The sequence below is a fragment of the Aquimarina acroporae genome (genome assembly GCF_023195925.1).
Taxonomy (GTDB): Bacteria; Bacteroidota; Bacteroidia; order Flavobacteriales; family Flavobacteriaceae; genus Aquimarina; species Aquimarina acroporae.
The window spans coordinates 774,818-797,394 of record NZ_JALPRE010000001.1; the positions used below are offsets into that span (position 1 = coordinate 774,818).

General features: G+C 34.4%; 20 protein-coding genes. 6 read left to right on the top strand and 14 right to left on the bottom strand.

Features of this window, described 5'->3' with window-relative positions; translation table 11 throughout:
- Positions 1 to 6: 6 nt before the first annotated feature.
- A complete protein-coding gene (locus tag M0D21_RS03885; RefSeq protein ID WP_248327099.1) occupies positions 7 to 1,434 on the bottom strand; it encodes an ATP-dependent DNA helicase in 1,428 nt (475 codons plus the stop codon).
- A 134-nt stretch (positions 1,435 to 1,568) separates the two neighbouring features.
- On the opposite strand from M0D21_RS03885, the gene M0D21_RS03890 reads away from it, so the two are divergent.
- From M0D21_RS03890 to M0D21_RS03900, 3 genes are read left to right on the top strand one after another with little or no spacing between them, the layout of a single operon-like run.
- The gene (locus M0D21_RS03890; RefSeq protein ID WP_248327101.1) at positions 1,569 to 2,213 is read left to right on the top strand and encodes a hypothetical protein; all 645 of its coding nucleotides are present in this window, start codon (positions 1,569 to 1,571) and stop codon (positions 2,211 to 2,213) included.
- A complete protein-coding gene (locus tag M0D21_RS03895) occupies positions 2,194 to 3,018 on the top strand; it encodes a DUF3822 family protein (RefSeq protein ID WP_248327103.1) in 825 nt (274 codons plus the stop codon). Before M0D21_RS03890 ends, M0D21_RS03895 begins: the two co-directional genes overlap by 20 nt.
- Position 3,019: 1 nt before the next feature.
- Entirely contained in the window at positions 3,020 to 3,556 is a 537-nt protein-coding gene (locus M0D21_RS03900) for an RsmD family RNA methyltransferase (protein ID WP_248327105.1), read from the top strand.
- A 5-nt stretch (positions 3,557 to 3,561) separates the two neighbouring features.
- Here the strand turns inward: M0D21_RS03900 and M0D21_RS03905 are convergent, their stop codons facing one another.
- The 9 genes from M0D21_RS03905 to M0D21_RS03945 form a co-directional block, all read right to left on the bottom strand.
- Positions 3,562 to 4,029, bottom strand: coding sequence for a hypothetical protein (locus M0D21_RS03905; protein WP_248327107.1), 468 nt, complete (start codon positions 4,027 to 4,029; stop codon positions 3,562 to 3,564).
- A 203-nt stretch (positions 4,030 to 4,232) separates the two neighbouring features.
- Positions 4,233 to 5,135, bottom strand: coding sequence for an aldo/keto reductase (locus M0D21_RS03910; protein ID WP_248327108.1), 903 nt, complete (start codon positions 5,133 to 5,135; stop codon positions 4,233 to 4,235).
- A 32-nt stretch (positions 5,136 to 5,167) separates the two neighbouring features.
- Complete coding sequence (locus M0D21_RS03915; RefSeq protein ID WP_248327254.1) at positions 5,168 to 8,071, bottom strand: glycoside hydrolase family 3 N-terminal domain-containing protein; 2,904 nt, start codon at positions 8,069 to 8,071, stop codon at positions 5,168 to 5,170.
- An 85-nt stretch (positions 8,072 to 8,156) separates the two neighbouring features.
- Positions 8,157 to 8,642: an ABC transporter ATPase gene (locus tag M0D21_RS03920; protein ID WP_248327110.1), complete on the bottom strand. Its 486-nt coding sequence runs from the start codon at positions 8,640 to 8,642 to the stop codon at positions 8,157 to 8,159.
- A gap of 111 nt (positions 8,643 to 8,753) precedes the next feature.
- Positions 8,754 to 9,545 (bottom strand): (Fe-S)-binding protein, encoded by a 792-nt coding sequence (locus tag M0D21_RS03925; RefSeq protein ID WP_248327112.1) that lies wholly within the window; start codon positions 9,543 to 9,545, stop codon positions 8,754 to 8,756.
- A 58-nt stretch (positions 9,546 to 9,603) separates the two neighbouring features.
- On the bottom strand, positions 9,604 to 10,050 hold the full coding sequence (locus M0D21_RS03930) for an LNS2 domain-containing protein (protein WP_248327114.1): 447 nt from the start codon (positions 10,048 to 10,050) through the stop codon (positions 9,604 to 9,606).
- A 59-nt stretch (positions 10,051 to 10,109) separates the two neighbouring features.
- Entirely contained in the window at positions 10,110 to 11,429 is a 1,320-nt protein-coding gene (locus M0D21_RS03935; RefSeq protein ID WP_248327115.1) for a (Fe-S)-binding protein, read from the bottom strand.
- A gap of 6 nt (positions 11,430 to 11,435) precedes the next feature.
- Complete coding sequence (locus M0D21_RS03940; RefSeq protein WP_248327116.1) at positions 11,436 to 12,386, bottom strand: MlaD family protein; 951 nt, start codon at positions 12,384 to 12,386, stop codon at positions 11,436 to 11,438.
- Between the two features lie 86 nt (positions 12,387 to 12,472).
- Positions 12,473 to 13,600, bottom strand: coding sequence for an N-acetylmuramoyl-L-alanine amidase family protein (locus M0D21_RS03945; protein WP_248327118.1), 1,128 nt, complete (start codon positions 13,598 to 13,600; stop codon positions 12,473 to 12,475).
- 201 nt (positions 13,601 to 13,801) lie between these two features.
- Between M0D21_RS03945 and M0D21_RS03950 the strand changes: the two genes are divergently transcribed.
- Together M0D21_RS03950 and M0D21_RS03955 are read left to right on the top strand one after the other, a co-directional pair.
- Positions 13,802 to 16,582, top strand: a complete 2,781-nt coding sequence (locus tag M0D21_RS03950; protein WP_248327120.1) for a putative LPS assembly protein LptD — start codon at positions 13,802 to 13,804, stop codon at positions 16,580 to 16,582.
- 87 nt (positions 16,583 to 16,669) lie between these two features.
- On the top strand, positions 16,670 to 17,050 hold the full coding sequence (locus M0D21_RS03955; protein WP_248327122.1) for a RidA family protein: 381 nt from the start codon (positions 16,670 to 16,672) through the stop codon (positions 17,048 to 17,050).
- Positions 17,051 to 17,109: 59 nt separating this feature from the next.
- On the opposite strand, the gene M0D21_RS03960 is transcribed toward M0D21_RS03955, so the two are convergent.
- Entirely contained in the window at positions 17,110 to 19,296 is a 2,187-nt protein-coding gene (locus tag M0D21_RS03960) for an alkaline phosphatase D family protein (RefSeq protein WP_248327124.1), read from the bottom strand.
- A gap of 219 nt (positions 19,297 to 19,515) precedes the next feature.
- Between M0D21_RS03960 and M0D21_RS03965 the strand changes: the two genes are divergently transcribed.
- On the top strand, positions 19,516 to 20,073 hold the full coding sequence (locus M0D21_RS03965) for a hypothetical protein (RefSeq protein ID WP_248327126.1): 558 nt from the start codon (positions 19,516 to 19,518) through the stop codon (positions 20,071 to 20,073).
- Positions 20,074 to 20,223: 150 nt separating this feature from the next.
- Here the strand turns inward: M0D21_RS03965 and M0D21_RS03970 are convergent, their stop codons facing one another.
- From M0D21_RS03970 to pfkA, 3 genes are read right to left on the bottom strand one after another with little or no spacing between them, the layout of a single operon-like run.
- On the bottom strand, positions 20,224 to 21,195 hold the full coding sequence (locus tag M0D21_RS03970) for a hypothetical protein (RefSeq protein WP_248327127.1): 972 nt from the start codon (positions 21,193 to 21,195) through the stop codon (positions 20,224 to 20,226).
- 7 nt (positions 21,196 to 21,202) lie between these two features.
- Complete coding sequence (locus tag M0D21_RS03975) at positions 21,203 to 21,565, bottom strand: methylglyoxal synthase (RefSeq protein ID WP_248327129.1); 363 nt, start codon at positions 21,563 to 21,565, stop codon at positions 21,203 to 21,205.
- A gap of 17 nt (positions 21,566 to 21,582) precedes the next feature.
- On the bottom strand, positions 21,583 to 22,569 hold the full coding sequence (pfkA, locus tag M0D21_RS03980; protein ID WP_248327132.1) for a 6-phosphofructokinase: 987 nt from the start codon (positions 22,567 to 22,569) through the stop codon (positions 21,583 to 21,585).
- Positions 22,570 to 22,577 lie beyond the last annotated feature (8 nt).

Consider the following 22,577-nt stretch of genomic DNA (forward strand, 5'->3'; position numbering starts at 1 on the left):
AATATACTAGTTTTCTATAAAAAAGTCTTTTTTAAACCCTATAAGATATAGTTTTTTCTTTGCTCTAGTAATAGCCGTATATAACCATCTCAAATAGTCTTTGGTCACTCCATCAGGCAAATATGGTTGTTCTATAAATACAGTATCCCATTGCCCACCCTGAGATTTATGACAAGTAATTGCATAAGAAAACTTGACTTGTAAGCTATTGAAGTACTTATTATTTTTAACTCCTAAAAACTTTTTATACTTAGATTTTTCTCCTTCAAAATCTCTCATCACTTCCTGATACAATTTATTAGATTCTTCATAAGACAAAGAAGGGGTTTCTGAAGTTAATGTATCCAAAAGCAAGACAGTTTCAAAAGGTTTTTGATTAGGGTAATCAACCATACTGACCTTTACTTCGGCAAATTTAAACCCATACAACTCTTTAATTGCATAAATTTCCAGCACCTTTACAATATCTCCGTTGGCAATAAATCCCGCTTCGCTTTTATTATCTAACCAAAAATAATTATTCTTAACGACCATCAAATAGTCTCCTGAAGATAATTCTTCTTCCTGAAAAAGGATTCTGGAACGTATTTGTTGATTGTATAAATTTGCTCTTTTATTAGATCGTAATATGATTACTGATTCTTCATGACCAGAATGAGCATAAGCATCATTAAGAGCTTCCATAATTTCATGTCCATCATAAAACCTTATTATATCCTCATATCCAGAAATTTCAAACTGAAAAGCATCATAAAATCCCTCGTTAAGGAGTTCACGTAATTGTGTAGCATTCATCAAAATACCACTGTTTTCTGCCTGACGAACTACTTCATCCAGCTCTACCTGTACTACATCTTTGTTAAATCCTATTTCAAGATTATCAAAATTCAAAGCCGGACTTACTTCAAGTTTCACGGGAGGCAATTGCGCCGTATCACCAATAAAAAGTATTTTACAATTGTGACCTGAGTATACGTACATCATTAAATCATCTAACAATGATCCGTTTTCGAACAATTTACTATCACTAGGAGTATCAGGAATCATAGAAGCTTCATCAACAATAAAAATCGTATTTCGGCTCTTATTTTGTTTTAACTGAAAGGCCACCCCACCAGATTTATCCTTTTTGGGATAATAAATATTTCGATGTATAGTTTGCGCCTGTCGCCCCGAGTAGTTACTAATTACCTTTGCAGCTCTACCTGTTGGAGCTAATAGCACAGAACTCATTTTAGCTTTCCAAAGGTTTTTCACCAAAGTACCAATCAAAGTCGTTTTTCCTGTTCCCGCGTATCCCTTAAGAAGAAACAATGAATCTTTTGATCCTTTTAAAACAAATTGTGATAATTTTTGTAAAACGACATCTTGCTTTAATGTTGGCTCAAAAGGAAAGTCTTTTTTCAGTAACTCATAGAACTCCTTTTCCCTCATCTATTTTTAATCTGTTTTTTTTCTACTTTAGTTAATAAATCAAAGATAGGAATGATTTTTTCCCAATAAACTTTTACGATTAAAAAAAAATTGTAGATTTGCGTATACACTAATGTTAAAGCTAAAATCATAAAATGAAAATTGTTATTCAATTAGTTCTGTGGGTAGTGATAGGATTTTTGGGATACCTCGTATTCAATTCTATCAATGGTCCTGTGAAATTCAATAAGGTAAAAAAAGCAAGATATGCTAAAGCAGTTGAAAATCTAAGGGATATCCGCACAGCTCAATTAGCATATAGAACCATAACTGGAAAGTTTGAGAAGAATCCCGAAAAACTAATAGCATTTATTGATACTGCTAAGTTTACATTAACTCAACGAAGAGATTCTAGTTATGTTGCCTTCAATAAAATACTTAAAATTGATGAACCAAGAGATACAGTGGTTATCGACACATTGGGATATGCATCTGTAAGAGATTCACTATTCAAGACAGATGGTCACAAAAGAATGATGAAAGTGCCGATTGAAGGTGTTGATGCGAATTTTGAATTAGACGCTGGTTATATCAACAAAAACGATCTTAGAATCGCTGTTTTTGAAGCAAAAGTATCTAAAGATGTACTATTACACGATCAAGACAAGGATCTTCTTGCACAAGAAAAAGAAGTAGTTTCTGTTGATGGTGTTGATGGCCCTTATTTATTAGTAGGATCCATGACCGAAGTTAATACTTCTGGTAACTGGCCAAGAACCTATGGTGAAAACGATCAATAATACAGAAGATAATACATTACATACATTGTCCATTCAAGTGAGCTTGAATGGACTTTCTTTTTGCACCGTAAATCAGGATCAACAAATAACTTCATTAGTAGAGGACAATTTTGGTATACAATTATCTCCAGAACAAGTTCTAGATAAAATAAAGTATTCTTTTGATCACCATTTGGAATTAAAAGAGAACTTTAAAAGTGTCGAGGTTATCTATCTAAATAATCTCTATACGCATGTCCCAAAACCTTTATTCGACGCAGATCAAATCAAGGAATACCTTAAATACAACATCAAAGTTCTTGAGAATGATTTTATTGCCTATGACGAATTAGAGCAGCATGATATAATTACGGTATACATTCCTTATGCCAACATCAATAATTTCTTCTTTGATTCTTTTGGGTCATTCACTTACAAGCACGCAAGTACTATACTAACAAATTCTCTATTATCTCAAGAAAAACACAATGAAAATGTTTCTGTATTTGTAAACATGAATCACAAATTCTTTGATATCGTAATAATAAATAAGGGAAAACTAGTATTGGCCAATACCCACTTTTATGAAACTAAGGAGGATTTTTTATATTATCTATTGTTCACAACCGAACAACTCAATTTAAATCCTGAGGATTTCCAATTGGTTTTCCTAGGAGATATTTCGACTCAAAGCGATTATTACGATATTGCATATAAATATATTCGCAATATACATTTTGGGAAACGAAATAAAGATTTAGGGCTACCTAAAGAACTTGAACATATAGCACCACATCAACATTACGTATTACTGAGTCATTTTTGATATGAGAATTATTTCTGGAAAATATAAAGGTAAAAGACTTACAGCTCCTAAAAAACTACCAGTTCGCCCGACGACAGATATGGCAAAAGAGGGATTATTTAACATTCTAAATAACACCTATAGTTTTTCCATGATTTCTGTTATAGATCTTTTTTCTGGAACAGGAAACATAAGTTATGAATTTGCTTCCCGTGGGACCCAGGAGGTTACCGCTGTAGACGCTCATTATGCTTGCTTAGGTTATATCAAAAACATCGCTAAAGAACTGGATTTTTCCATAGAAACCATTAAGAGTGATGTATATAGTTTTCTTGAAAAAACTAATTTAAAGGCAGATATAATTTTTGCAGACCCTCCATACGATTTTGAGGAAAAACAGTTCCTAAAAATCCCAGAGCTTGTATTTGAAAGGGATTTACTTAAGGAAGAAGGCGTATTAATTATTGAACATTCTAAATACACAAAAATAGAAAACTCACCATATTTTATTAAGTCAAGAAAATATGGCGGATCTGTATTTAGTTTTTATCAAAAATAGATGTTCTAAACCACCTCCTGCTGCTCGTTCATTACAGAAGTTCTTATTGAAAACTCATCTATAGAAGAGAGATTGCTCAAAGAATTAATTTGTTCAGAAGCATTAAGAATAATGTCTTCATAAAACGCTAATACTTTGACGTCAAAACCTGGGGTATCTTCTGCTGTTATTTTAAATATATCCATCTGATAGATGAAATTATTTAAAATATGATGACTTGAAGAAAGCATAGCCTTATAAATGTTACGCTTCGCTTTTTCCATTTCTGTATTTTTACTGTTTCGTCTTGCATTAAGAAACACAAATACACCAAAAATTAGAAGTGGAATAATTACCTCACCAAGTTTGACCTGTTTTAAACTGGACAAAAAGTTAATTACCTGTTCGAAAAGATTGAGTTCAAGAAAAATAGAGCTGAAATAAATAAAAATAGACAATACCAATCCGATTAGTGTTAATCTATGCTTGTTCATTGAGTTGATGTTAGGGTTAGGGGGAAAATATTTGTGTGGATGTTAGTTTTTTTTACGGTTCAACAATGTATTAGAATTGTGTTTGCGTTTTAAGTCTGACAGCCTAAATATAAGTAAAAAACCAATGCACAATACATTTTACAAGTATTTTAACACTGGTATTATACAGAAAAGCCACAATAAAAATAAGTCTTATCTATCTTTTAAGGCACCTCTGTACCCAAAGAGGCTTCCCACACCATAAACCACTCTTCATCAGTCAGTTGAACATCTAAAGCTTTTACTGCCGACTGAATCCTGTTAATTTTTGTCGAACCAATGATCGGAAAAATACCCGAAGGATGTTTCAAGGTCCATGAGGTTAGAACCTGATCTACAGTAACATCATATTGATCTGCCAACTTATTAACAACACTAAGAATTCTTTTAACCCTGGCATCAGGTTCTTTCGAGAAAAAGCTTCCGCCTGCTAAGGTAGAATATCCCATTGGGGCAATTTTCTTAGCTAAACATTGATCCAATGTCCCGTCAATATATGGGTTCAAATGCAAGGGAGAAATCTCTATTTGATTTGTTACCAAAGGAAAGAAGGTATCTAACATTTCAAATTGAGAAGCGGTAAAATTAGAAACCCCAAAATGCTTCACTTTTCCACTTTTCTGTAATTTCCTAAAAGCTTCTGCAATTTCTTCAGGATACATCAAAGGACTTGGCCTGTGAATAAGCAATAAATCTATGTAATCTGTATTTAAGTTCAATAAAGATTGTTCTACCGAATTGACAATATAGGATGTGCTTGTATCATAAGATTTAATGCTATTACCCGGACGGTTAGGAGTTACTAGTTTAATACCACATTTTGTGATTAACTGTATTTTTTCTCGCAGTTCAGATTTTCCCTGCATAGCTTTTCCAAATAAAGCTTCGGTAGTGTAATGCCCGTATATATCGGCATGATCAAAAGTGGTTACACCATGCTCTAAACAACCTTCTATCAAATGCAATGCTTCATTTGAAGATAAATTCACTCCCCATTCTCCCCAATTCATGCATCCCGCCACTATTCTTGAAAACGACGGCCCTCCTCTTGAAATCTCTTTATTCATATCTTAATTTCTTTCGATATACTTTCTATAAGCTAATAATCAATCGCTTCGTAAATAATTCGCTGTATTTCCGATCTAATATCGTTAGAAATTAACTTTCGATTATTAGAATCAGGAAAAGTGCGATTGCTTAAAAATACGTACACTATTTCTTCTTCTGGATCTGCCCAGGTAAATGTTCCTGTAAACCCGCTATGCCCAAAACTAGTCATTGAAATACACCCACAAGTAGGTCCTACTTCGCCAAGTTGTGGTTTATCAAACCCCACTCCTCTTCTAACTTTCTTATGACAATAATGACAGGTATTAAACTCTTCTAAAGTCTGACTCTTGAAATATTGTTTTCCTCCATAATACCCACCATTAAGATACATCTGCATAATCTTTGCAACATCATTTGCGTTTGCAAACAATCCTGCATGTCCTCCTATACCCCCAAACATAGCAGCTCCTTGATCATGCACATAGCCATGAATAACTTCTTTTCTAAAAGCTTGATCATTTTCGGTTGGCACTATTCTTCTCTTTTTGAATTTTGTTAAAGGTAAATAGGAAGTATTGTTAGCTCCTAAAGGTTTATAAAAATGTTGCTGTGTAAGTTTATTAAGTGTATTTCCGTAATGATCTTCAAGATAAGATTTAAGCAAGTAATACGGCAGATCGCTGTACTTATAACTTAACCTTTTTCTCAACTCACTGTCCTTAATCCTAAGCATTAAAGAATCCTTCATATCACTCCTGAAATACAAATTATTCGTCACCTTAATATTAAATTCATCAGAATAACTATTTCTATAATATTTTTTATCAGGTTTTTGTGTTACACTATCTAATGTTTTCAAGTAGAAAGGAATCCAAGCTCTCAATCTGGCATAATGCGAAAGCATAGAACGGATGGTAATATCTTTTTTATTAGAATCTTCAAAAGACGGCAAAAGTCTACCAATCTTAGAATCTAATGAAATAACCCCTTTATCCTTTAACTCAATAATTAGAGGTAATGTTGCTAGTATCTTGGTTAGCGATGCTAAATCATAAATATCAGATCCTTTAACCTTCTTTAATTTACTATATGTATGATAGCCATAATTCTTATTAAAAATCACTTTTCCTTTTCTAGCTACAATTAATTGCAACCCAGGAGCCATCTTTTCTTTAAGCGTTCTTTGCACAACAGAATCTATTCTGCTTAACCTAAATGAGTTCATACCCACACTTTCTGGCAAACCATAAGACAACCTTTTTAAAGATCTGGTTTCATGGCCCGTTCCTACTGGAAAGTCCTCTCCTAAACTTACCGGCAACTTTCCTTTGGATTCAAACGCTCCAAAAAGCAATTGCGCAGCCTTTTCTTGAGCAATCTCACTATTTTGATACCCCATTAAAACCCCTTCGAAGTTCGTAGTAGTTAGCATATCTAACATAGCATACGGCCTCGCAAAAATGGATAATACCGTGGTATTAAGCCTTGCTATTTCATACAACCAAACCAACTCCTTATTCTTAAACTTATAGTCTTTCCAGGGATTGGCATTAGATTTATGAAAACCAACAATAACATAATTATACTCACCCAGTTTCTCTATCATTTCTCCCAACTGAGTAGCCTTTACATGGTCTACCTGAGCATATTTATTAAGTTCTTGAAAGAAAGCATCTCCAGAATCATCTCCCAACGACACATAGGCAATTTTCTTGAGATCAAGATTTTTAATAGGTAATGTAGCTCTATCATTTTTTACTATGGTAAGAGAATTCTCAACCAATTCATGATGTAGCACATCATTTTTCACACTATTTAACTCCTCATAAATGAAAGATAAATCGACTGGTTTGTATTTATTTAGACCTACTTTATATTTTGCCATCAGAATTTTTCTTACCGAATGCGCTAGTCGTTCTTCTGTTATTAAACCTGAATAATAGGCCGATACTATTTTTTGTGAAGCCAATGGCACATCTTCAGAAATCAATAGCACATCGTTCCCAGCTAAAAAAGCTGCCAAATCTATATCACCTGGACTACTGAAGTCTGAAGCTCCTTTCATATTTAAGGCATCAGTAAAAATGAGCCCGTTAAAATGTAAATGCTCTTTAAGTAAATCGGTAACTACATTCTTAGAAATAGAAGATGGATAATTTGATCTCGGTTCTAAACTAGGTATATTTAGATGGGCTACCATCACACTAGACAACCCGTCATTGATCAGTTTTTTATAAGGATACAGCTCTACACTATCTATTCTTTCTTTATCAAAATTAATAGTAGGTAATGTTTTGTGCGAATCACTGTCGGTATCTCCATGACCAGGAAAATGTTTTGCACTGGCCAAAACTCCTTCTTTTTGCATTCCTTTCATAAATGCAGCAGCTTTTTGAGTAACTAAGTCTCTATCTTCACCAAAGGAACGATTCCCGATTATAGGATTTTTAGGATTGGTATTGATATCTACTACTGGTGCAAAATTGATATGTACTCCTAAACGTTTGCAATGTCTAGCGATTTGTCTTCCAGTTTCTTCAATCAGTTTATCGTCCTGAATTGCACCTAATGTCATATTCCAGGGAAACGCCCGTGTAGAATCTAACCGCATAGCCAAACCCCATTCGGCATCCATAGCCATTAACAAAGGAATTTCGGATAATTCCTGATATTCATTATTAAGTTTTGCTTGTCTTACAGGACCTCCTTTAGAAAATATAACGCCACCAATATGATATTCTTTAATGAGCTGCTTAATCTTATCGGTTTCTTTTTTCGGTTTAGAAGAAAACACATCTACCATAAATAGTTGGCCCACTTTCTCCTTAAGGGTCATAGTATTATACACACTATCTACCCATTGTTTTTGCTCCAATTCATCGGCTACAACTAAAGGATGAATATATTGATCAACTTGTAAAGAAGTCGAATCCTGAACGCCTTGTATCACCACATCTTCAGATTGTTGTGCAGTAACACCGAGGCTTATTAAGAAAATTGAATAAAAATACTTTCTAACGATTTGCCACACGTAAAATTTAATTTAAAAAACGGTTATGCCAACTCTCTTTTGCTGGCACTTCCCAATTGGTACGATACTCAGCTATGTTGGTTACCAGGTTATTGAAAACGATAGTATTTGGGGATACCGATCTGTTTTTAGCCATTTTCTTAAAATCTGTCAATGATTTATATGCTACAAATTCTCCTTGTTTAAAAGAAACGTTCATTTTGTCCATAAGATCTACTTTGTAATCTTTCTCTAACTCCTGGACAAAATGCACAGAAGCATCTATTGAACAACCTGTAGCCGCATTCATTCCTTGATCTAATCCAATGGTAATAAATCTTTTATATTTAATATCATAGCCCGCTCTAAGGTCTGCGCCATGAGCAGTCCATTGTGCTATGAATTCATCTAATTTTTGTTTGATTTCTTCCAATTCATCTTGAGAAAATGAACGGTTTGCTTGATATATCCACACCCTTGATGTTTCCGGAAGCTCATTAAAATCCACCAACATTGCCTATTTTTTTTACTAAAGTACTAAAAACTATTTCTATTTCCCGTTATAAAAAAGAGTTAATATGCACAAACATATTAACCCTTAATAAATTATCTAAGATCCTAAGAATTATAGGTCCTGAGCATTTGCAATAAGTTCTGCAACATCGAGCACCTCAATACTGTCTTCTTTCTCTTTATTTTTCACACCATCTGTCATCATGGTATTACAGAAAGGACAACCTGCAGCAATTATATCTGGCTTGGTTTCTAACGCATCTTCGGTTCTTTCTATATTTACATCTTTATTACCTGGTTCTGGTTCTTTGAACATCTGTGCTCCTCCAGCTCCGCAACAAAGCCCATTACGCTTACAACGTTTCATTTCTATAAGCTCAACCTCCAACTTTTTAAGCAGATCTCTAGGAGCTTCGTAAACATTATTGGCTCTACCTAAATAACAAGGGTCGTGAAAAGTAATTCTCTTACCTTTAAATTTACCTCCTTCGACGGTTAACCTACCTTCATCTAAAAGCGATTTTAGAAATTGAGTATGGTGCATCACCTCATATTCTCCTCCTAGAGAAGGATATTCATTTTTAATAGTATTAAAACAGTGAGGACATGCGGTAACGACTTTCTTAATTTCATAGGCATTCATAACTTCAATATTAGTTACAGCCTGCATTTGAAATAAAAACTCATTTCCAGCTCTTTTTGCAGGGTCTCCTGTGCAGCTCTCTTCAGTTCCTAACACAGCAAAGTCTACATTAGCATTATGTAACAATTTTACAAAAGCTTTGGTAATCTTCTTGGCTCTATCATCAAAGCTACCGGCACAGCCTACCCAAAACAATACCTCGGGTTGCTTTCCTTCTGCCATATACTCTGCCATAGTAGGCACCTTTACTGTCTCACTCATATTATAATACTACTTAAATTTCTTTTCTTTTAACAATTAATTCTTGAATAGAAAACTACTAATCATGTTTTCCATCATCAAAAACCTCAATAGTAACCACTCGCTCTACCAATTCGGTAAACTTACCGGTATATCTAGTCGCCTTAACTAGGTGATTATCTATCCAATGATAGTTTCCTCCTCTAGGCTTACCCATTAAAAGGCTATGGTATTTAAACCCATGAGTCTCTAACCATTGTTCGGTAACCTCTCTGTGATCTTCTGTTCTTGAGGTAAAAAAACAAATCATATGACCATCGTCATACCATTTATTTAAGGTTTCAAGCGCATCCGGAAAAGGTTCACAAGTAACCATACGCTCTGGTTCTTCGTTAGGAACATCTTCTGTAATAGTTCCATCGATATCGATAAGGTAGTTCTTAATTCCTTCTGGCAATACCGGACTCACATGTTCCCCTGCCTCTACCTTGTCATGCAATAATTTTTCTACTTCTTCCTTCTTCATAACTTCTATTTTCTCTTAATTTTAAGGTTAATTGGTTAATTTTTTTGGTTAATTAATTTTTATTCGTTGCTCCAGTTTAGTCTGTCCATTTGGTTAAAAGGCCATGGAGCTCCATTATTTTCTATATTCGACATCATATTATTCAGATCTGAAGGAGCCGCGCTTTGTTCCATCACCAAATAACGCCTCATATCCATAATAATTGACAACGGACTGATGCTTACAGGACAAGCTTCAACGCAGGCGTTACAACTTGTACATGCCCAAAGTTCTTCGGCAGTAATATAATCGTTTAACAGCTGCTTCCCGTCATCAACGAAACTACCATTTTTATCTATATTTGCCCCTACCTCTTGTAATCGATCTCTGGTATCCATCATAATTTTACGAGGTGATAACTTCTTACCTGTTTGGTTTGCAGGACATTCACTAGTACAACGCCCACACTCTGTACAAGTGTATGAATTGAGTAATTGCGCCCAGTTTAAATCCATTACATCTGAGGCTCCAAATTTTTCGGGTTCTCCTGCTTCTTCATCTTCTGCAGGAGCTGCAAAAGGATCTGCATTTGGATCCATCATAAGCATTACCTCTTTGGTCACTGCTTCTAAATTATCAAACTCACCTTTAGGTTTTAAGTCTGCAAAAAAGGTGTTAGGAAATGCTAAAAGAATATGTAAGTGCTTAGAAAAGTATAAGTAATTCAAAAACACTAATATTCCTAAAATATGCAACCACCATGCTGTACGTTCTAATATGATAAGGCTTCCTTCAGACACACCTCCAAATAAAGGAGAAATATATTGACTTACCGGATATGCACCTGCTTTGATGTAATGCTCTGCTCCAATTGCCTGTAGTTGTAGATCTGCCGCATTCATGGTAAGAAACAGCGTCATTAAAACAACTTCAAAATACAGGATAATATTACCATCATTTTTTGGCCATCCTTTTAATGTTTTAAAACGTCTGATATTGATAACATTTCTTCGTATCCAAAAAAGAACAACACTTACTAAGACCAATAGTGCTAATATTTCAAAAGACCCTATAAGAAAATCATAAAAGCTTCCTAGAGGAGCAAATACTCTATGTGTTCCAAAAATACCATCAATAATAATTTCTAGGACCTCAAGATTAATAATAATAAAACCAAGATAAACGACAATATGCAGTATTCCTGCTATCGGTCTTCGAACCATCTTAGATTGCCCTAAAGCAATCATAGCCATGTTTTTCCATCTTGCTCCTTTATTATCTGATCGATCAACATCTTTACCCAATCGGATATTGCGGATTACTTTTCGGATGTTTTTTGTAAAATATCCTATTCCTGCTACCAAGGCAATTACAAATAAGATGTTAGGTATATATTGCATTTTATATTAATTTACTGAGTCTGTCGGTTTTTTGTATGGTTTATTCTTTTTCCCAAAAACAGAAACATTGATGTATCTGGTTGGGTTCAGTCTTAAATCCTGCAGTAAAAGCTCTAACTCTTTACTAGTTTTTTCCAGATTGTCGTATAATTTATCGTCTTTCAACAGCTTACCTGCACTTCCTTTCCCTGCATTGAGGTCTTTAGAAATTTTTTGAAAATTCGCCAGAACCACTTCCAGTTCTTTTCCTATTTTCTTAACATTGATTTGTGACAAAGAATCTGAAACTTTATTCAGCTTAGAAGAGATTTTATCAGCATTATCAAAAGTCTTATTTAACTTCTCTTCATTCTGAGCCAATAAATTATTTATTCGTATAGATGTATTCTTAAATTGCTTTACACTAATACTTAGGTCCTTGAAAATTGAATTTAAATTATTCTGATTGTCTACATTTAAAATACCATTGACAGAAGTTAGTAAAGTATCTGCATCAGTAATTGCAGATTCCAACTTCTCCTGCAAAGGAGTTAATCTATCATTAACCAACTCTAACAAGCCCGCTTCTATCCTTCCTTTTAACGTATCACCATCTTCAGCATCTAATCCTTGTTCGTATTTTGGTATAATAGCCAAGGACTTTCCTCCTATAAGTCCGCCCCCATATACTTTGGCTTCACTATTTTTTGAAAACGAAAAATCACTATCTACGTTAAACTCTACCACCAAGTTCCCTTTAGTGTCTGCAAAATCGATAGAAACCACCTGCCCTACAACCAAACCATTTATGGTCACAGGAGAAGAAGGAATTAATCCTTCGACATTTTTGTAAACCGCATAGAATGTCCTGTCATTTTCAAGAAGGTTTTGCCCTTTTAAAAAACTGTATCCAAAAATAAGAAGTGCAATTGCACAAATCGCAAGTATTCCCGTCTTGACTTCTCGAGTAAATTTCAAAATAGATTAAATTTTAGGTGACAAATTTAGAACAAAAATATTTTTTTGTAGATTATTTTTTGATGAATTATCAGTAAATATTCAGATTAGTTAGAAGAAGTGTTAGGTTTTAGCGCTTCTGTTAAAGAAATTCGTTCATTATTACGAAATGCTACGACAAAACTTGAATCGAATCCTTTTCCCAAAGCAATATCTTTAAGTTCCTGAATAAGTGTGTAGTTTGAAGTACTTCCGTAGTAATATTTATACAAATCACCATCTTTAGTTTTAGTTAATTGATCTAAACCATTAAAATTAAAAGGTTCTAATTCTATTTCGGTAGAACCTGCGGCTATTTGCACTTTAAAAGTAATACCATCGTATATTTTATCTCCTTCCATCTCTGCCGTTACGCTTGTTACTTCTTTTGGCGTTTCTGTTTTCGGAACATAATAAATGGCATCTAAACTTTCTTTATAATCTACAATAGAAGTTGTTATAGACTTCGCCATTTCGTCTTGCCCTTTCTTAGAATTTAGATACTTTCCTTCTTTAATATTAGTTAGAAAACCTAGTTCAATAAGAACACTAGGCATATACGTTTGATGTAATACCACAAACCCTGCTTGCTTTACTCCTCTGCTTTTACGATCCAATGCTTTTTTAAATCTGTTTTGCACAAAACTTGCCAAGGTTAAACTCTGATCTAGATATTCCTCCTGCATTAAGGTTAGGCCTATAATCGACTCTGGAGAATTTGGATCGAACCCATCATAATTAGCTTCATAATTGTCCTCCAAAAGAATTACTGAGTTCTCATTTTTGGCTACGCTAAAATTCTCATCATTAGCATGTAACCCCAAAACAAACGTCTCTGTACCAAAGGCTTGCGATCTATGAGAATTACAATGTATAGAAACAAAAAGATCTGCATTAGCTTTGTTGGCTATTTTTCCCCTTTCATGAAGTTCTATAAACTTATCTGTTTTACGAGTATATACAACTTTAAACCTTGGATCTTTCTCAAGAACAGCACCTACCGATAACACCACCTTAAGCGCAATTTCTTTTTCTTTATATCCATTACCTCTGTTCCCCGGATCATGTCCACCATGCCCAGCATCTAAAACCACAACAAACTTATCGCTTTCCTGTGCAGATACAGACCATTGATTAACCAATAGCCCAAACACTATTAGTAAAAGATAAATATGATATGTTGTTCCCTTTTTCATTAAATCAAACAATTTTACTTCTAACTTTGAAACATTCCCTTTTTGTTTCCGTATTTAATATATATCGTAAAAAAACAAAGATTATGATCGTACAATTTAATCTTTATTCCATTCGTTTTAAATGGCTTTAGATATGTCTCGATCACATAATTTTTTATTTTTTTACCAATTACAATCTAAGGATAAAAAATATATGTAATTTTGGCACTTCAAAAACTAAGCCATAGTTTTACAAAAATAGGATTTAAACCATTGCAAACAACGGTACGTCACATACTTTATTCACTAAGTTTTTCACTGTTTTGTATTTGTCAAATAACAGCACAGGAAACCAATAAAACTACCGAGGTACCTATTCCGGCCAAGGAAGATTCAATTCCTGGTCCCGAAAAGGAAATAAGACTCAATCCCGAAGAAATCATTACAGAAAAAGCTCAGGACACTGTCAAAAAAGACACGTTACAAGCAGAACCTCAATTTCTTACTGACAAGGTAGATTACAAGGCTACTGATTATATGAGGCTAAGTCGGAGAGAAAATAAAATGTACTTATACAATCAGGCAGAAATCATTTATGGTGAAATGCAAATAAATGCAGGCCATATTATTGTTGATAATGAAAAAAATGAGGTGTATGCCTATGGTATAAAAGATTCACTGGGTGAATACACTCAAACACCAATATTTAAACAAGGTCAAAACATCGTAGAACCAGATTCTATTCGCTTCAATTTTGATACAGAGAAAGCACTTATATATAATTCTCGAACTGAACAAAATGGTTTTAAAATCAAAAATGAGATTTCAAAACGTGAGAATGATTCGGTGATTTACATGAAAAATGTAAAGTTTACAACATCAGAGAATATTGAAGACCCTGAATATTATTTTTATGCACGAAGAATAAAGTTTGTTCCTAAAAAGAAAATTGTTACAGGTCTGGTGAACATGTTTATTGCAGATGTACCAACTCCACTGGGATTACCGTTTGGGTATTTTCCGCTTACAGAGGATAGAACTTCTGGTTTTATCATACCAAATCCCGGTGAAGAAAGAAGGCGTGGTTATTTTCTACAAAATGGTGGGTATTATTTTGCTATAAGTGATTATGTAGACCTAACGTTATTAGGTGACTATTACACAAATGGAAGTTATACGTTTGCTGTAGAATCGGCTTATGCATTGCGATATAAATTTAGAGGTAATCTTCGCTTCAGGTACGAAAACAACCTACAAAGTGAACGTGGATTCCCAGATTTTTCGAAAACTACCACCTATAATATTCAATGGACACATAGCCAGGATGCAAAAGCAAATCCGAATTCGAGATTTTCTGCATCGGTAAACTTTGGAAGTAGTAATTTCTTTCAACAATCGACAAACCAACTGAATACGGGTAATTTCTTAAACAACCAGATAAGTTCGAATATTTCTTATTCAAAAACCATCCCTGGTGATCCACAGGTAAATATTAATGTAGCTGCAACACATAACTCCAACACCAATACGGGGACGGTAAATTTATCGCTTCCAAATGTAAATGCAAGTGTTTCAAGAGTATTCCCATTTGCACCTAAAGTAGGTATTAAAAAAGGTATTATACAGAATATAAATACACAATATAATTTTAGAGGAGAAAATAGAATTGTGACCACAGACGATGATTTATTCTCTGCCAGAATGTTTGATGATGCAGTAATGGGAATGCAGCATTCTATACCTTTAACCACCAATTTCAAAATCTTTAACTATATAAGTGCTTCGATGGGGACCAATTATCAAGAGAATTGGGTTTTCGAAACCATAAAACAAGATTATGATCCCGATGCCAATGATGGTGCAGGAGCCGTAGTAAGGGATACTATTTCAGGTTTTGACAGTTTTAGAACTTATAATTTTTCGGCTAGTTTGGGGACCACCATCTACGGTACTTTTAACTTTAAAAAAGGGAAAAAGATACAAGCTATACGCCATACGATGAGACCTTCAATAAGTTATAATATCAATCCTGCTTTCGATCAGTTTTATGATGAATATACCATTACGGACAATCCAAACACGGTAGATGTAGATGAAACAGAAGTGGTTCAATACTCTAAGTTTGAAGGCGGTTTCTTTGGTGCACCGAGTAACGTCTTTTCTAGTAGTATTGGTTTTTCTTTAAGCAATAATATTGAGATGAAGGTCAAAAGTAAGGATAGCACAGCTACAGAACCCAAAAAGGTCATACTTCTTAATAACTTCAATATTAGTACTGCATATAATATTGCAGGAGATTCTTTAAAATTAAGTCCAATATCAATTAGCGGTAATGTTCCTATTATACAAAACAAGTTAGATATCAATTTCAATGCGCAACTAGACCCATATGCATTAGACAATAATAACCGAAAGATAGACGTCTGGAATATTGATAATGGCGGAAGTTTGTTTCGTTTAACCCGGGCAAGTGCTAACTTTGGATATTCGTTCTCAAGTCAGGATTTTGAAAAAGGGAAAGTAAATGAAGACCCTTTAACTAATCAAAATTTCAGGAATGAAGGACGACCCGATAATTTATTCGGTGGAGTGACAGATTTTGGTGAAGCTAGATCTTATGTTGAGGATAAAAAGAAAGATACCGATAAGGACACCAAAAATTATGGCTATAAAATCCCTTGGAACCTACGGGTGTCGTACAATGTAAATTATAGTAATAATGCCAGGCAGAATGAAATATCGGCTCATTCGATAATGTTTTCTGGCGATGTAGAACTTGCGCCCCGATGGTCTGTTGGCGTTTCCTCAGGATACGATTTAAAAAACCCAGGATTTACTTTTACCAACCTAAGGTTTCAACGTGACCTAGAAAGTTGGAGAATGAGCTTTAACTGGATTCCATTTAGCGAGAGGACATCATGGAACTTCTTTATCGGAATTAAATCTTCTGTACTTAGTGACATTAAGTGGGACAAACGTCGAGAGCCCGATAGACAGTTGTAAAACAGCTATATGGAGTAATGATAAATTACTAATAGAAGGAATTACAATACAAGTTAAATCACACATAAACAATATAAACTTCGCATTATGAAAAAAATCATTACTACATCAAAGGCTCCCGCTCCTATTGGCCCCTATAATCAGGCCATCATGAATGGAAACACATTATATACCTCTGGACAAATAGCAATTAATCCTGAGTCTGGCGAATTGATTTTAGACGACATCAAAACTGAAGCTGAACAAGTAATGCAAAATCTTAAAGCAATTTTGGACGAAGTAGGTATGACTTTTGAAAACGTAATTAAAACTACCATTTTCTTAAGTGACATGAATAATTTTGCACAAGTCAATGAGGTCTACGGAAGTTATTTTAATGAAGACACCGCTCCCGCAAGAGAAACTGTAGCTGTAGCTGCACTACCAAAATTTGTAAATGTTGAAATATCAGTTATTGCGGTAAAGTAAATAACAATAACAGCATAAAATAAAGCCGGAGTGATCATGCTCCGGCTTTATTTATATTATTACTTAATCATAATTTTTCTAGTTACTTTAGTCGTTCCTGATTCAATTACTACAATGTAGTTTCCTTTTTTCATGCTACCTGAATGAAAAGATAAATTATAAATTCCCTTTCCTATATTTTGGTTTTGAAGTTCCTGCACCAACTTCCCATTTAAATCATATAAAGAGACTTTAATCTTGTTTTCTTTATGTACCAAATAATGAATATTCCCTTCTTCTTCCATTGGATTAGGATATACTCCCATAATGGTAAAATCATCTTTTGACATAATTTCTGTTGGCTTTTTGGTATATTCATCCCCTAGCTGAATACCTCTAGATAAGGCTCTTGCTGGATTCGAAGCTTCTCTAATTCTACAGTCTCCTGCATTCACATACCAACCCCTAGACCTCCTTTCGCCGGCTACTGGCCTTGTAACATCAGAAATATCATACCAATCAGCCTGTGCTCTATTTTCAGTGACATCCAAAACAAAGTATCCGTGATTATCCAAGTCAACATCTTTGATATGCCTGTTTAGTAATTTTATATAGAACTCACCTATTCCAGATGCTATACCTCCAACAAAGTCAAGATTCTGTGAAGTCACACTGGGCACAACAAACTCGCACATTTCACAACTACGGCGGTATCGCACTTCTCCAGCAAATGTGCTATGAATATCTCCTGTAAGTACCACTATATTATTAATATCATTATCTCTTACATAACTTAGCAATCTATCTCTTTCTTCGCTATATCCATCCCAAGCGTCATTTGATGGAACTCCGTTCCAAGGCATCATCATGACCTGGTTTCCTATCACTCTCCATTGGGCTGAAGAAGAAGATAATTGATTGGTAAGCCAGTTAAATTGTTCTTCTCCCAAAATGGAAGTATAGATTGCTTTATTTTCTTTATTATTTACCTTTTCAGAATACTTTGCCCCTTTCTTAAGTAAATTTTTTAACTCTTTGATTGAAGCCTCTCCTGAATTCAACGATTTGTTTTGAGCCACCGTATTTGCAAACAACTCAATTAATCTATCAAATTCTGTAGCGGTTAATCCTGAAGTTACTTTTTTTTCAGCATCAGACACTTCTAACAGCATAGGCAAAACCACTCTTAAAATTTCTTTTACATTTTCAGGGTTATTTAAATCTTTATTAGCTATTACTTCTTTAGCATATTGCTTAAACTTTTTGTTTGAGCCCGCTGCGCTAATTAAATTTTTGGATGTAGAAACCTGAGTATCCCTGCCTTCAATGCGGGTATCTAACATAATAAGATCTAACAATTTCCCATAGGAAATCTTGCGATACAAACGATATTGTTCCATAGAATTTGCTCGAACAGGCATCCATTCAAAATACGCTTTATGCGCATTTGCTTTTCTGGTTTCCCAACTTCCTTCGGTATTTGGAGAATGATTTTCGGCACCAAATTTATTAGCATCATTGGCAAATTCATGATCATCCCAAATATGAATAAAAGGGTGTTGTTGATGTACATTGCGAAGCATTGGATCTAAGCTGTAATAAGAATAACGAACTCGATAATCGTCTAAAGTGATAATTTCACTTTCAGGTAAATGTCCTCTACCAATAGTATCGCTATACCCATATCCTCCAGATTCATATTCATAAATATAATCTCCCAGGTGAATTACTGCATCAAGATCATTTCTCTCTGCAATTTGATTATATGCATTGAAATATCCATTTTGATAGTTTGAACAGGAAACCACTGCAAACCTCACGTTATTTACCATTTCTGTTTGAGAAGGAGCAGTTCTTGTTTTTCCGATTATAGATAATGAACCCAAAGATTCAAACTGATAGAAATACGTGGTAAAAGGGCTAAGACCTGTTACATCTACCTTCACGGTATAGTCTTTACCTTGATTGGTAACAACCTGACCTTGCTTAACCACATTGACCATTTGGGAGTCGGTCGCTACTTTCCAGTTTACAACTGCAGAGGTATTATTTGTAGTGATTCTGGTCCAAATGATTATGGCACCCTCCAACGGATCACCAGAAGCTACTCCGTGATAAAATGGAGCCAAACTAGAGTCAAAATAATTGTCTATACTTTTATTGTTTACAGATCTTTCAATTTTTGTAAGTTGAGTTTCTACATTTTGGGCACAAAAAAATTGAATACTAAACAGTGCCACTACCAAAAATGGTAATTGTGTTTTCATGTTAGGTTTTAATTTGTTAGTTAATAATTGGCGATTTCTGCGAAAGTATTGGAATGTAAAAACAAATTATAGCCACTTCTTTCTATTTAATATATCCTTAAATTCCCTAACTATTTTTTCTATCACTACAGGAAGAAATTAACTATGAATTCACCTCTGTTTCATAAGCAATTATTATTTTAAATTTGACACTTACAGATTTACACTATTTCTTACAAGATGTATGACTATCCATTAAAATCAAGTGACCTCCTAACACAATTAATTAAATCCAAAGGCATTAGTAATTGGAACACTTTAACCAATTTTGTTCGACATATCCCCTATGGAAGAAATACCAATAGAACAGATGTCTCATTGGTGATTACAGAACATAAAGGCACCTGTAGTTCTAAACATGGTTTATTAAAAACCGTAGCTGATCTCAATGAAATTGAGATTGATCTTATTATGGGTATATATAAAATGAACCAGGTTAATACTCCCAAGATTGGTCAGGAAATAGCAAGGCATAACCTGGAGTATATTCCGGAAGCGCATTGCTACCTAAGACATGTAAACAGCACTATAGATGTTACTTCGTTAGAATCTAATTTTGATCGTATTGCAGATACTATTTTATCTGAAACACTTATCGCTCCCGATCAGGTAGGTGATTATAAGGTAAATTTTCATAAAGAATATATCAAGAACTGGATTGTAAAAGAAAGGATCCATTTAACTTTTGAAGAAGTGTGGAGTATCCGCGAGCAGTGTATTAAAAACTTGTCTTTATAATTTGGCCGAACTAAAAAAAACAACTTAACTACAATAATATCAAATACTTACCGTTATAAATACACAAACCTACTAGCATTATTGGTGTTTAAAATTCTACTAAATCGATCTTTTTGCTACCTGAGGAGATCGATTTTTTGATCACTGTTTTTACATTTTTTTTAAGCTAATGGCCAAATTTCTGAATTGCTTTTTGATTTCATCAAATTCTTGCTTTGTAATTGTTTTTGAATCTATTATCCCCTGCAAAGCATAATAATTTTGATCATCAAAGAGTAGAATCAATGCATAGCATTTTGTTATTTGCCCTTTGTCATTTTTTCTAGAAAAATAACGTTCATATCCCTCCAAATCATCTATAGCAATAGGCTTAATGAGGTCATACTTACTATGAGTTTCTTTATAGTTATAATTAATAACAAATTGTTTTTTATCTTCTACATTGTATCGTGTAGGAGCATGAGTTATGGTATAATAGAAGTCTTTATTCGACAATGGCCTTTCTGTGCCGTCTCCTCTAAAATTTACGGTTCCTCCCCAAAAACCTCCTTCTTTTTTTAATCCATAACTACCCAGATCCAAAGTAATTCCAAGTTCATCTAAGTCAGATATTTTACGTTTAGGATCATGGATAATGCTCAACATTGATTTTCTAATGTCTTTATCTAAAATGTTTTTTAATGTGCTTTGGTATTTTGCATTGATTACTGCTCCTTTTCCTTGCTCTAGTTCAATATACAGTAGATGATTATTCATTTCTATTTTAGGTGTGTCCTTGCCCGAAAAACTAACCCAAATTGCTTCTTTATTATTAAATAAGAAACGTTCAATTTTTGTACCAGATATACCATAGGAGTTGAACTTTTCTTCACTAATCGTATTTTTAACGTTAGAAAACATGGTCTTTGACAAAGTCATTGTGGTAATTTTAGCTCCCCCTTCATTCATCATTAAACCTTTAATGATAGGTTCCATTCTAAATCCTTCTGGAGGAATTATACTAAACTTGGTTCCCGGAATAATTTTATGTTCCTGTGTAATCTTGGAAATCGTACTTTGCAGCTCTTGTCCCTGAACATAACAATACATTAAACACAACAATAATACTTTACATATTTTCATATCTAATCTATAATCCTTTTAATAACAACTCGGCAGTTGCTGGATTTGTGGCTAAAGGAACATTATACACATCACAAAGGCGCATAAGCATAAAAATATCAGGTTCATGAGGGTGTTTTGCCAATGGATCTCTAAAGAAAATAACCATATCGATCTTACCTTCGGCTACATCTGAAGCAATTTGGGCATCTCCCCCTAATGGTCCAGAAAGATAAGGAGCAACCTCAAAACCAGCTCTTTTTGCCTTTTGACCAGTCGTTCCCGTAGAAACAAGATTTATTTTTTTCGAAAGTAATATACTTTTGTGCTCATTAAGAAACTGAACCATTTCAGCTTTTTTTCCATCATGAGCTATTATTGCAATGGTCATAACTATTGATAACAAATTTATGTTGATAGTATATCAGAGATACGCAACAACTCTTTATTTATTTCATGATCCCCCGATAGTCCCTCATCAAAACTGGTGGATTTTACTTCATTGTTAATTAATCCTACCATTACATTTTTTTCTCCATCCAACAACAACTCAACCGCTTTAACGCATAATCTACTTGCTAAAGTCCTATCAAAACAACTAGGTGATCCCCCTCGTTGCATATGCCCCAAAACGGTCACCCTTACATCGTAATCTGGTAAATTTTCGGTAACATAATCGGCAAGTTCATACACATTTTTACCAATCTTATCTCCTTCACTTACCACAACAATACTAGAGGATTTCCCAGAACGCTTACTACGTTTTAAAGATTCTAATAAACGATCTAGACCAAGGTCTTCTTCGGGAATTAAAATTTCTTCTGCTCCTGCTCCTACTCCACTGTTAAGTGCAATAAAACCAGCATCACGTCCCATCACTTCTATAAAGAATAATCTATCGTGTGAACTCGCGGTATCTCGAATTTTATCAATTGCGTCAATTACGGTATTAAGCGCAGTGTCATAACCAATCGTATAATTTGTGCCAGCAATATCATTATCGATTGTTCCTGGTACTCCTATCACAGGAATATCATATTCTTTACTAAATATCTCTCCCCCTCTAAAAGTACCATCACCACCAATGAGCACCATGGCATCTACTCCTATTTTTTTTAGATGCTCTGCTGCTTTTTTCCTTCCTTCAGGTGTTCTAAACTCTTCAGATCTAGCAGATTTAAGAATCGTCCCCCCGCTACTAATTATATTTCGAACACTTCGTGCATTCATTTCACAATAGTCCCCTTCGATCATTCCCTGATATCCCCTATAAAACCCTACGCATTCTACATTATAATATGCGCATGCTCTTGCTACTGCTCGTATAGCTGCATTCATACCCGGAGCATCTCCTCCTGAGGTCATTACTCCAATGGTTCTGATTTCTCTTGCCATTCTAGATC

Coding starts and splice junctions, on each gene's coding strand:
- M0D21_RS03955 (WP_248327122.1), top strand. CDS start 16,670: ATGAAAAAAATCATTACTACATCAAAGGCTCCCGCTCCTATTGGCCCC.
- M0D21_RS03890 (WP_248327101.1), top strand. CDS start 1,569: ATGAAAATTGTTATTCAATTAGTTCTGTGGGTAGTGATAGGATTTTTG.
- M0D21_RS03920 (WP_248327110.1), bottom strand. CDS start 8,642: ATGTTGGTGGATTTTAATGAGCTTCCGGAAACATCAAGGGTGTGGATA.
- M0D21_RS03945 (WP_248327118.1), bottom strand. CDS start 13,600: ATGAAAAAGGGAACAACATATCATATTTATCTTTTACTAATAGTGTTT.
- M0D21_RS03970 (WP_248327127.1), bottom strand. CDS start 21,195: ATGAAAATATGTAAAGTATTATTGTTGTGTTTAATGTATTGTTATGTT.
- M0D21_RS03925 (WP_248327112.1), bottom strand. CDS start 9,545: ATGAGTGAGACAGTAAAGGTGCCTACTATGGCAGAGTATATGGCAGAA.
- M0D21_RS03935 (WP_248327115.1), bottom strand. CDS start 11,429: ATGCAATATATACCTAACATCTTATTTGTAATTGCCTTGGTAGCAGGA.
- M0D21_RS03895 (WP_248327103.1), top strand. CDS start 2,194: ATGGTGAAAACGATCAATAATACAGAAGATAATACATTACATACATTG.
- M0D21_RS03930 (WP_248327114.1), bottom strand. CDS start 10,050: ATGAAGAAGGAAGAAGTAGAAAAATTATTGCATGACAAGGTAGAGGCA.
- M0D21_RS03960 (WP_248327124.1), bottom strand. CDS start 19,296: ATGAAAACACAATTACCATTTTTGGTAGTGGCACTGTTTAGTATTCAA.
- M0D21_RS03900 (WP_248327105.1), top strand. CDS start 3,020: ATGAGAATTATTTCTGGAAAATATAAAGGTAAAAGACTTACAGCTCCT.
- pfkA (WP_248327132.1), bottom strand. CDS start 22,569: ATGGCAAGAGAAATCAGAACCATTGGAGTAATGACCTCAGGAGGAGAT.
- M0D21_RS03965 (WP_248327126.1), top strand. CDS start 19,516: ATGTATGACTATCCATTAAAATCAAGTGACCTCCTAACACAATTAATT.
- M0D21_RS03905 (WP_248327107.1), bottom strand. CDS start 4,029: ATGAACAAGCATAGATTAACACTAATCGGATTGGTATTGTCTATTTTT.
- M0D21_RS03910 (WP_248327108.1), bottom strand. CDS start 5,135: ATGAATAAAGAGATTTCAAGAGGAGGGCCGTCGTTTTCAAGAATAGTG.
- M0D21_RS03885 (WP_248327099.1), bottom strand. CDS start 1,434: ATGAGGGAAAAGGAGTTCTATGAGTTACTGAAAAAAGACTTTCCTTTT.
- M0D21_RS03975 (WP_248327129.1), bottom strand. CDS start 21,565: ATGACCATTGCAATAATAGCTCATGATGGAAAAAAAGCTGAAATGGTT.